Genomic DNA, 8,874 nt, shown 5'->3' with positions numbered 1-8,874 from the left:
TTATTGAACGGTTTTCTCCACGCCTTTATTATATCATACACAAAAGAAAGGGGGGAACGCGCATTCCTCTCCCACTTACTCCCTTTGGTCGTTGAAGTGGGAGTCTCCTGCGCGAAATAGGATGAAAAAAGGGAATGTCCGCCGCCGGCATTCCCTTACTCGTTTTCATTGACTTCGTCAACGATCGCCTGCAAATCGCTGCGGAATTTTTCGAGCTGCACGCGCTGCGTTTCCGAGGCAACTTCGAGCGCGTTTTCAATTTGGGCGAACGCCTCGTTTACTTCTTGCCGAAGATGGGCCAGCTGGTGGCCGTAGTCGGCTTGATCACGCACCAAGTGATCGTGCCATTCTTTCGCTTCCATCGTCGCCTTTTGCGCTGCTTGAAACGCCTCTTGCTTCGTTTTATGGTAAACCATGGCTCGTCCCTCCTTCGCAGTCATTGCGGTCGTTCACTACTTATCGTTTCAAACCGGGCGCAAATTATGCGCCGAATAAGCGAAAGCACAACGCCGCATGCTAACGGACAAAGGAGGGACAACAAATGACGAACAAAAACGACGGCAAAGATATGCGCAAAAACGCCCCAAAAGGCGACAATCCTGGGCAGCCGGAGCCGCTTGACGGTTCGAAAAAAGTGAAGAACCGCAATCACACGCGGCAAAAGCACAACACAAGCCACGATATGTGACGCAAACAAGCGGAGTTTTCCTTCTCCGTTCAGCCGAGACCGGCGGCAGCCGGGAGGGCTGAACGGCTGGCGCCCTTATGTTCACATAATAAAATTATTGTAAAATCAACAAAGCGGGCGGTCGCTAGAACAGCCCGTTGCCGCCCGCCTTGGGTTCATTCCCGTTGAAGCGAATCATCCTCACCCGGTCAACAAGCCGGCCGACGACAATTATGATTCGGTTGTTTGCCGCTTGAGCGCTTCATACAGCTCCACGAATTCAGCGGCTAAATCCTTGACCGTGATCGCCGTCATTAAATGATCTTGGGCATGCACCATCAGAAGCGTCACCACCGGCTGCCCGCCGCTATGCACAAAACAAAAGAACGAGGCCTTATTCGACCCCGTTCATCTCGCGAAGACATGGTGCCCGATGCGAATCGTCACCGGACGCGACAACATCCATTTGTCTTTTGTGATTTTCGGATTGTAGAAATAAAGCGAGCCGCGGCGATCGTTTGGGAATAAGGCTAGCGCCTTGTCGACCGCCTCGTAATCTTGCTTGGTCGGCTGAATGCGGGTCAATTTCCCCGTTTTGGCTGGCACAAACGCATAGCCGGATTTCGTTTTTTGATAAATGACGCCGCGCACCGTCTTTGGAAACTCCGGATGCTTTGTGCGGTTTAAAATCACAAGCGCCACTTCCACCTTGCCGGCAAACGGCTCGCTCGAACCGGTCTCCGCTTGCACAAGCTGGGCGAGCAGCTTCCGGTCGGCGGCGCTTAATGAGATCGATTTCTTCTTTGCCGGCGCCGAAGCCGATCGCTTCGCCGCAGCCGGCACTTTTATCTTTTCGCCGGCATAAATCACATCGCTTTTTAACCCGTTTAACAACTTTAACGAGGCAACCGTAGTATGATATTGTTTGGCGATCTTCGACAACGTATCCCCTTTTTTCACTTGATAGTATGTATACGAGCCAGCCGCTTCCGCCGACAGCCCATGAGAGCTTAACGCCATACAGCAAATGATCGTGAGCGCTGCAATCGTCTTTTTCACTTTCACTCTGCGCATCCCCCTCATCGTTGCCTTTTGGCTTTTTTTCTTTGTTTACTAGATTAGCAGGCAAAGAAGGGAACGTCACTGTATATCTTTTCCATACAAAGCGGCCGGCGGCTTTCAATCCATTGGCGCTGTAAGGTGGGACAAGCTTTTTTACAGTTGCATTACAGTTGCGTTACGCTTCGTAACAAGCCGCTGTTTGAAACTTGCCAAACAGCAAGCTTTTCGACATAATAGTAGACGAATCTTGCCTATGGCAAAAACAGTTGATCATCATGTTGGGGTGGGGATCGTGCTGACCGGATGGTTTCTTTGGTTTATTTTGCTTTGGGTCGTCTTTTTGCTTGTCATGATGTCGATCGGCGGCTTTTTCATGTTCCGCAAGTTTTTGAAGCGGCTGCCGAAAGAAGATGGGAAATCGGAGCTCGACTGGCAGGAATATTACATTGAACAGACGCGTCATCTATGGGGGGAAGAAGAAAAAGCGCTGCTTGAGGAATTGGTTCGCCCTGTGCCGGAATTGTTCCGCGACGTCGCGCGGCAAAAGATCGCCGGCAAAATCGGCGAGCTTGCGCTCAAGGAACAGGCGCCGCGCATCACACGCGACTTGCTGATCCGCGGCTATATCATCGCAACCCCCAAGCGCGACCATAAGTTTTTGATCCGGACATTGCAGGCGAAGAACATCGATCTCGCCCCTTATAAACATTTATTGGAAAGCCGCTGACGTTCCGCCTTTCGTCTAAGGCTGACCGGCGGCTTTCGTCTGTTTCAGCATGGAAAAAGCGGCCCAAACAAGCAGCTTTTTAGGCCGGGACCGACGACTTCAGCTCCGTCTGCGGGACAATTCCAGGGAAGCGAAGTGAAGCGGCTTGGCGCAACAAAAAAGGGAGCTGTCCATCAGCGGGACAGCTCTTTATGTCAGCACTGGCGGTTTCAGCTGCGCCGCCAGCTTTCTATACGAAACGTACATTGCAATCCGCCATGGGACGATCATCGAAAACGCGAGCAAATAAAACATGCCGCTTAACTGGCGGTAGTCGATCGTTCGTCCTAAATACGTTTTCAAGCCAAGACGAATGACAATCAACCCGAGCAAAATCCAAATAAAGGATTTTGAGCGTTTCAAATAAATATCGCTGCCGCGGATTTCAAATTTTGACGTTTTAATGAGAAACAGCGAGAAAAACAGGCCGAGAATGACCGCTTCGATGAGCTCCCCGCGCGTAACGCGAAAGACCGGATCGATGAACATCAGCGCCCCGGTGCTCATAAACAGCGGCGGCAAAATAATTTTTTTGGCATTCGTCGGCTTTTCCGACGCCTTCATGCGCACAAAAAAGATGAAAAACGCCATCACAACGGCGATGAGCGATGTAATGAACGCCAAAGCCATCACCTTCTTCCGACAAAATTCACGGACAACGCTATTATAGCAAAAACCGCTCCGCTTGCCTACCGCCCTCTCCAGCCGCCCCCGCCTTCGCCAAACATCGCGCTCGCTTCATCCCTCTCGCTTGCCAAGAGGAACGCAGTCAGCTGTTTTCCAGCGGTCATAAGCCGGCGCCTTCCTATGCCGTACGAAGCCAAAGCCCGCTTACAAAAGACGGGCAATCGCCTCGAGCACGCGGGTTTCTTCAAACGGCTTGACGATGAAGTCAGCCGCTCCGGCTTCAATGGCCTCAACGACCATACGCTGCTGCCCGAGCGCCGAGCAGATGATGATTTTCGCCCCGGGATCGATCTCCTTAATCGCCCGCACCGCTTCAATCCCATTCATGACCGGCATCGTAATGTCCATGATGACAAGATCGGGGCGCAGCCGGCGATACAGCTCGACCGCCTCTTTGCCGTTTTCCGCCTCACCGGCTACGGTGTGATCCGTTTTTTCCAGTATGCGCGCCAGCGTTACCCGCATAAACTTCGCATCGTCAGCAATTAAAATGGCAGCCATCTTTCCATCGCCCTCTCCTCAACGATATTCCTCCAACAACAGCCGCACAAAGGGCGGCTCCATCGCCGCTAAAAACCAGTAAATCCGCCAAACAAGCTTGTCATATAAGCAATCAGCTTTGTCATCCAATCAAAGTACAAAACGACGCCCATCGCCACCATGACATAGCCGCCCGCCTTCATGATGGATGCGCTATGGCGGCGGATCCATTGCAGCTTGCCGATAAAAAACGACAACATGAAAAACGGAATGGCAAATCCAAGCGTATAAGCAAGCATATACATCATTCCTGAGCCCGGGTTGGTGGCGGCTAGAGCGACAACCGCCACCAAAATCGGCCCCATGCACGGCGTCCAACCGGCGGCAAACGCCATGCCGATCAGCACGGAGCCGACATATCCCGATGGCCGTTCACGAAACGAAATGCGCCGATCTTTCAGCAAAAACGCCGGCTTCCACAGCCCGGCGACGACGAGGCCAAGAGCGACGATCACGACCGCGCCGATTTGCCGGATCGCATCTTGATAATCAACAAACAGCCTTCCAAGAAGCGAGGTGCCAAAGCCAAGCGAGATAAAAATGAGCGAGAAGCCGAGCAAAAAGCAAAGCGTATGCCATAAGCTGCGGCGGTTCAGCATCGCGTTTTCCTCTTTCAACTCGCTGACCGACACGCCGGTGATATACGATAAAAACGCCGGATAAAGCGGCAAGCAGCACGGGGAAATAAACGACAAAAACCCGGCGCCGAACGCTAAAAATAGATTGAGATCATTCATTGGTGAACCAGCCCCTGCTTTTTTACTTTTTATTTTAGCAGAATTCCTTCTTCCCGTAACACGTTTCTCATTGTTCCTGGTCAATTTTTCTATTTTCCATTTTTGCGTTCACTGATAAAATAGTATAAAGCACCATACACAATACTTCAAGCAAAGGACGGTCGATTCGTGCCGAAATGCAAATTGTTGACCTTGATTGAACAAAAGCGGATGGAGCTTGTCGACACGGTGGCCAAAACGGGGTTAAACTCGGCGGCGGCCATGAAAATCAGCAAAGAACTTGACACGTTGCTCAATGCCTATCAACGCGAACAAACCAAGCGGCGAAAGCAAAGCGCCTCCCGCTAGGCGGGACATGGCGCTTTCTTCTTTTTGTTCCAAGCAGGGGCGGCAAAACGCCGCCATTTACGCATGGACGTCGACGAGGCCGTTTTGCAGCAAGTACATTTGGTAGTAAAGCCCTTTTTGCGCCAGCAGTTGCTGATGCGTACCGCGCTCGATGATTTCGCCGCGGTGGAGGACGAAAATTTGATCAGCGTCTTGAATCGTTGATAGACGGTGGGCGATGGCGATCGTCGTCCGCCCTTTCCGCATGCGCATGAGCGCATCTTGAATCGCTTCCTCTGTTTCGGTGTCAATATGGGCGGTCGCCTCATCGAGCACCAAAATTTTCGGATCAGCAGCGATCGTGCGAGCAAAGGAAAGAAGCTGGCGCTGACCGCTTGATAACGTCGCCCCGCGCTCGGCGAGCACATGGTCGTAGCCGCCGGGCAATTGCTCAATAAACGCATCGGCCTGCACGAGCCGAGCGGCCTCCTTAATGGCTTCGTCGTCCAGTTCCTGATTATACATGCGAATGTTCTCTTTGACCGTCCCGTAAAACAAAAACGGATCTTGCAAGACAAGGCCGAGGCGGCGGCGCAGCTCGGCGCGCGAGTAATCGCGGATCGACCGGCCGTCAAGCAAAATATCGCCGCGGTCAAACTCATAAAAGCGCATGAGCAAGTTGATGATCGAACTTTTGCCGCTGCCGGTATGGCCGACAAACGCGACCGTCTGACCTGGACGGATGACAAACGACAGCCGTTTCAGCACATCCCGTTTGCCGTCGTAGGAAAAGCTGACATCCCGAAATTCGATTTCCCCGCGCTCGATCACATGCGGCGACCAATTTGGATTGGCCGGCGCCTCTTCTTGATGATCAAGAAGGGCAAACACGCGAGAGGCGGAAACGATCGCCTGCTGGTAAAGAGACAGGCGCATCATCATTTGCGTCACCGGTTCGAAAAAGCGCTCCAAATAGTTGACAAACGCATACAGCACGCCGATCTCAACTGGGCCATCAAGCGCCGTGATGCCAAAAAAGCTGAGCACAACCATGATCGACAACATATACACCACATCGATCGCCGGTCGAAGCAGCAGTCCATCAAGGTGGATGTTTTTCATCCCCGCCTTGTAATGCGCTTCATTGACGGCGGCAAACTCTTGATATAAACGGCGCTGCTGGCGGAACGCTTGAATGACGGCCATTCCTTGCAGCGATTCGTTCAATTTGGCGTTCAGTTCGCTCAGCCGTTCGCGCATCTCTTGATAAAACACTGAGCTGTAGCGGCGGTATGTGTGCATGATGAACGCGATCGCCGGGAGGATGAACAGGCAAAACAACGCAAGCTTAGCATCAAGCGAAAACATGGCGACAAACACGCCGATGACAAACAAGCCGTTTTGCACAAAGGCCGCTAGGACGCTGATGAACATGTCCTTGATCGCTTCTGTATCGTTCGTCACCCGCGAAACGATGCTTCCGCCCGGCGTCCGGTCAAAATAGCTCATCCCGAGCCGGTGCACTTTCGCAAACACATCCATCCGCAGCGCTTGAATGACGTACAAAGCGAGCCGCTGAAACTCGACAAGCTGGAAGTAGGAAATGATCGTTTTCAAGACGAGCACGCCGAGATAGGCGGCGGCCAGCGCCGCCACCGGTCCAAAAGCGAGGCGGCCCGGCACCAAATAGTCATCAATGAACACTTTCACCAAATACGGGCCGGAAAGCTCCCCGGCCGTTGCCAACAGAAGAAGCGCAAACGCAAGCGCAGTTTCTTTTTTGTATCTTCCCATATAAGCGAGCAGCCGCCATAAGACGCGCCGCTGCTCTTTTGTTGTCAACCATCGGTCGTTCATCCACTTCCCCCTATCTTACAAACAACTTGTATTTTCAGGCTTTTCGCTCCGCTCGTTTTTGGCGAGAGCTCGAACGTTCAGACCTGTTGTTACTCCGCAAGCGCCTCAAGCTGCTGGCGTCGGTGCATGTCACGATACCAGCCGCCTTCTGCCATCAGCTGCTCGTGCGTTCCGGCCTGCACAATTCGCCCCCCGTCAAGGACGAGAATCCAATCGGCATGCTCAACCGCGCTTAAACGGTGAGCGGCGATGATCGTCGTTTTTCCGCGCCGCTCCTGTTTGAGCGCCGCTAAAATCCGCGCCTCGGTCTTCGCATCCACGGCCGACAACGCGTCATCAAAAATGAGCACTTCCGGGTCAATGAGAAGCGCCCGGGCGATTGACAGCCGCTGTTTTTGCCCACCGGATAGGGAAACGCCGCGCTCTCCGATGACCGTCTCATACCCGTCGGGAAACTGCAAAATGTCATCATGAATGTCGGCCAGCCGCGCCGCCCGTACGACCTCGTCCTCTCCGGCTTCCGGCTTGGCAAAGGCGATGTTGTCGCGGATGGAGGCAGAAAACAAGAAATGGTCTTGCGGCACGTAGCCGATCGCCGAACGGAGCGCGAAAAGCGTATAATCGCGGATGTCGCGGCCGCCGAAGCGAATCTCGCCGTCATAGCCGTCAAACTCGCGCAACAGCAGGCGAAGCAGCGTCGTTTTGCCCGCCCCTGTTTTGCCGACCACGCCAAGCGTCGCCCCGCGCTCCAGCGAAAAATGAATGTCCTCGAGCGCCGGCTTTGTCTCTCCCGGATAGACGAACCGGCAAACACGGTATTCAATGTCCCCTTTTGGCGGAACATCCACGGCATCAAGGCGCTCGACGATTTCGTCCCGCTCGGCCAACAGCGCCCTCACTCGGTCGTACGAAGCGCGCCCTCGCTCCACGATGTTGAACAGCCAGCCGAACGCCAGCATCGGCCAAATGAGCAGGCCAAGGTAGGTCGTAAACGACACAAGCTCGCCGATCGTCAATTCGCCCGCCAAAACCATTTGACTGCCAAACGCCACAGCAAGAAAAAACGACAGCCCGACAAGCAGGCCGATCGTCGGGTCGAACAAGGCGTCAATTTTGGCGACAGCGATGTTTTTCGCCACGACGTCTTCCGATTGACGGCGAAACGCTTCCACATCTTGTTTCTCATAACCGAACGCCTTGATCACGCGAATGCCGCTGATGCTTTCCTGCACCTTGTCGTTCAGCGACGAAAACGCCGCTTGCGCCGTTAAAAACCGACGATGGAGCATCGTCCCATAGCGGCTCGTCGCCGCCGCCATCACGGGCATCGGCAATAGGCTGATGAGCGTCAGCTTCCAGCTGATCGAAAACGCCATCGTCGCCAACACGAACCCGCCAAGCGTCACTGAGTCAACAAGCGTCAAAATGCCGCTTCCGGCCGTCTGCTGAATCGCCTGCAAATCGTTGGTCGCATGGGCCATTAAATCGCCGATCCGCTTCCGCTGGTAAAACGACGGCGACATGTTCGTAAAATGCTGATACAGCTCGTTGCGCAGCTGGCGGGCAAGCTTGACCGCCGAACCGAAAATGAAAATGCGCCAAGCGTAGCGGAGCCCGTAAAGCGCCGCCGCAACGGCGGCGAGGACGGCGATCCAGCGGATGAGCACTTCTTTTGTCATCGTGCCGTTTTTCATATGATCGACCAACAAGCCGAGCACTTTCGGCGGGACGGTCTCCAAAAACGCCACGATGACAAGCACGAAAATGCCGGTGATATACGCCTTCTTTTCTTGACGGAAAAACCAAAACAAATCGCGAAACACGCGCATAAGGCCCGCCCTCCTTTCATTTGGCTGACGAACAATCGCCATATTATTGTAACAAAACTAGAAAAATTTTGAAAGAACATTTTGGCAAAATAAAAAGACACTCTCGATCGAGTGTCCGTTTCGCTTATTTCAGTTGATTGTTCATCATTTTCATCATCTGGTTGATTTTCTTCTGCGACGGAGTCATGCCCATTTGCATCATCATCATGCGAATCATTTGTTCATTGATCGGCGGGTTTTTCTTCAAATAATTGATCATCGTTTTGCGGGCGACGAAAAATCCGATCGCCACCCCGGCGATGAGCGCCAGCACGCCAACGAGAATCGTACCCCACATAACAGCGATTTTCCTCCTTCTTGTTGTCTCCCTAACAGTGTACTAAACGATGCGTCATTAGACAA

At 53.1% G+C, this 8,874-nt stretch carries 11 protein-coding genes and 1 pseudogene; 3 read left to right on the top strand and 9 right to left on the bottom strand.

Annotated elements, in window-relative coordinates:
• Positions 1-155: 155 nt before the first annotated feature.
• Positions 156-416 (bottom strand): hypothetical protein, encoded by a 261-nt coding sequence (locus ACVBDQ_RS14750; RefSeq protein ID WP_011230844.1) that lies wholly within the window; start codon positions 414-416, stop codon positions 156-158.
• 125 nt (positions 417-541) lie between these two features.
• Here ACVBDQ_RS14750 and ACVBDQ_RS14745 point away from each other — a divergent pair, with 125 nt between their 5' ends.
• Positions 542-688, top strand: a complete 147-nt coding sequence (locus ACVBDQ_RS14745) for a small acid-soluble spore protein P (protein ID WP_011230843.1) — start codon at positions 542-544, stop codon at positions 686-688.
• 210 nt (positions 689-898) lie between these two features.
• Here the strand turns inward: ACVBDQ_RS14745 and ACVBDQ_RS14740 are convergent.
• Both ACVBDQ_RS14740 and ACVBDQ_RS14735 read right to left on the bottom strand, forming a co-directional pair.
• Positions 899-1,033, bottom strand: a pseudogene (locus ACVBDQ_RS14740) (PTS lactose/cellobiose transporter subunit IIA); the annotation flags it as partial.
• A gap of 42 nt (positions 1,034-1,075) precedes the next feature.
• Positions 1,076-1,750, bottom strand: a complete 675-nt coding sequence (locus ACVBDQ_RS14735) for a cell wall hydrolase (protein ID WP_173426829.1) — start codon at positions 1,748-1,750, stop codon at positions 1,076-1,078.
• Positions 1,751-2,021: 271 nt separating this feature from the next.
• Between ACVBDQ_RS14735 and ACVBDQ_RS14730 the strand changes: the two genes are divergently transcribed.
• A complete protein-coding gene (locus tag ACVBDQ_RS14730) occupies positions 2,022-2,456 on the top strand; it encodes a DUF2621 domain-containing protein (RefSeq protein WP_011230841.1) in 435 nt (144 codons plus the stop codon).
• Between the two features lie 189 nt (positions 2,457-2,645).
• Here ACVBDQ_RS14730 and ACVBDQ_RS14725 read toward each other — a convergent pair whose 3' ends face one another.
• The 3 genes from ACVBDQ_RS14725 to ACVBDQ_RS14715 form a co-directional block, all read right to left on the bottom strand.
• Positions 2,646-3,125 (bottom strand): CcdC family protein, encoded by a 480-nt coding sequence (locus tag ACVBDQ_RS14725; protein ID WP_020278238.1) that lies wholly within the window; start codon positions 3,123-3,125, stop codon positions 2,646-2,648.
• Positions 3,126-3,326: 201 nt separating this feature from the next.
• Entirely contained in the window at positions 3,327-3,683 is a 357-nt protein-coding gene (locus ACVBDQ_RS14720) for a response regulator (protein ID WP_011230839.1), read from the bottom strand.
• A 68-nt stretch (positions 3,684-3,751) separates the two neighbouring features.
• Positions 3,752-4,459, bottom strand: a complete 708-nt coding sequence (locus ACVBDQ_RS14715) for a cytochrome c biogenesis protein CcdA (RefSeq protein WP_021322230.1) — start codon at positions 4,457-4,459, stop codon at positions 3,752-3,754.
• Positions 4,460-4,627: 168 nt separating this feature from the next.
• Here ACVBDQ_RS14715 and ACVBDQ_RS14710 point away from each other — a divergent pair, with 168 nt between their 5' ends.
• Entirely contained in the window at positions 4,628-4,807 is a 180-nt protein-coding gene (locus tag ACVBDQ_RS14710) for an aspartyl-phosphate phosphatase Spo0E family protein (RefSeq protein ID WP_011230836.1), read from the top strand.
• A gap of 57 nt (positions 4,808-4,864) precedes the next feature.
• Here the strand turns inward: ACVBDQ_RS14710 and ACVBDQ_RS14705 are convergent, their stop codons facing one another.
• From ACVBDQ_RS14705 to ACVBDQ_RS14695, 3 genes are all read right to left on the bottom strand, one after another.
• Positions 4,865-6,643 (bottom strand): ABC transporter ATP-binding protein, encoded by a 1,779-nt coding sequence (locus ACVBDQ_RS14705; RefSeq protein WP_023634181.1) that lies wholly within the window; start codon positions 6,641-6,643, stop codon positions 4,865-4,867.
• 89 nt (positions 6,644-6,732) lie between these two features.
• On the bottom strand, positions 6,733-8,472 hold the full coding sequence (locus tag ACVBDQ_RS14700; RefSeq protein ID WP_446663288.1) for an ABC transporter transmembrane domain-containing protein: 1,740 nt from the start codon (positions 8,470-8,472) through the stop codon (positions 6,733-6,735).
• Positions 8,473-8,596: 124 nt separating this feature from the next.
• Positions 8,597-8,809 carry a YneF family protein gene (locus ACVBDQ_RS14695; protein ID WP_011230833.1) on the bottom strand — a complete coding sequence of 71 codons (213 nt, stop codon included), beginning with the start codon at positions 8,807-8,809 and terminating at the stop codon, positions 8,597-8,599.
• Positions 8,810-8,874: the final 65 nt, after the last annotated feature.

This window comes from Geobacillus sp. CCR (assembly GCF_052906625.1).
The sequence above is the reverse complement of the archived record's forward strand: the minus strand, read 5'-3'. Positions and strand labels throughout refer to the sequence as shown.

What these genes read in the sequence shown, in the direction of transcription:
- ACVBDQ_RS14750 (WP_011230844.1), bottom strand. Translation starts at nt 416, where the DNA reads ATGGTTTACCATAAAACGAAGCAAGAGGCGTTTCAAGCAGCGCAAAAG.
- ACVBDQ_RS14745 (WP_011230843.1), top strand. Translation starts at nt 542, where the DNA reads ATGACGAACAAAAACGACGGCAAAGATATGCGCAAAAACGCCCCAAAA.
- ACVBDQ_RS14735 (WP_173426829.1), bottom strand. Translation starts at nt 1,750, where the DNA reads ATGAGGGGGATGCGCAGAGTGAAAGTGAAAAAGACGATTGCAGCGCTC.
- ACVBDQ_RS14725 (WP_020278238.1), bottom strand. Translation starts at nt 3,125, where the DNA reads ATGGCTTTGGCGTTCATTACATCGCTCATCGCCGTTGTGATGGCGTTT.
- ACVBDQ_RS14720 (WP_011230839.1), bottom strand. Translation starts at nt 3,683, where the DNA reads ATGGCTGCCATTTTAATTGCTGACGATGCGAAGTTTATGCGGGTAACG.
- ACVBDQ_RS14715 (WP_021322230.1), bottom strand. Translation starts at nt 4,459, where the DNA reads ATGAATGATCTCAATCTATTTTTAGCGTTCGGCGCCGGGTTTTTGTCG.
- ACVBDQ_RS14705 (WP_023634181.1), bottom strand. Translation starts at nt 6,643, where the DNA reads ATGAACGACCGATGGTTGACAACAAAAGAGCAGCGGCGCGTCTTATGG.
- ACVBDQ_RS14700 (WP_446663288.1), bottom strand. Translation starts at nt 8,472, where the DNA reads ATGCGCGTGTTTCGCGATTTGTTTTGGTTTTTCCGTCAAGAAAAGAAG.
- ACVBDQ_RS14695 (WP_011230833.1), bottom strand. Translation starts at nt 8,809, where the DNA reads ATGTGGGGTACGATTCTCGTTGGCGTGCTGGCGCTCATCGCCGGGGTG.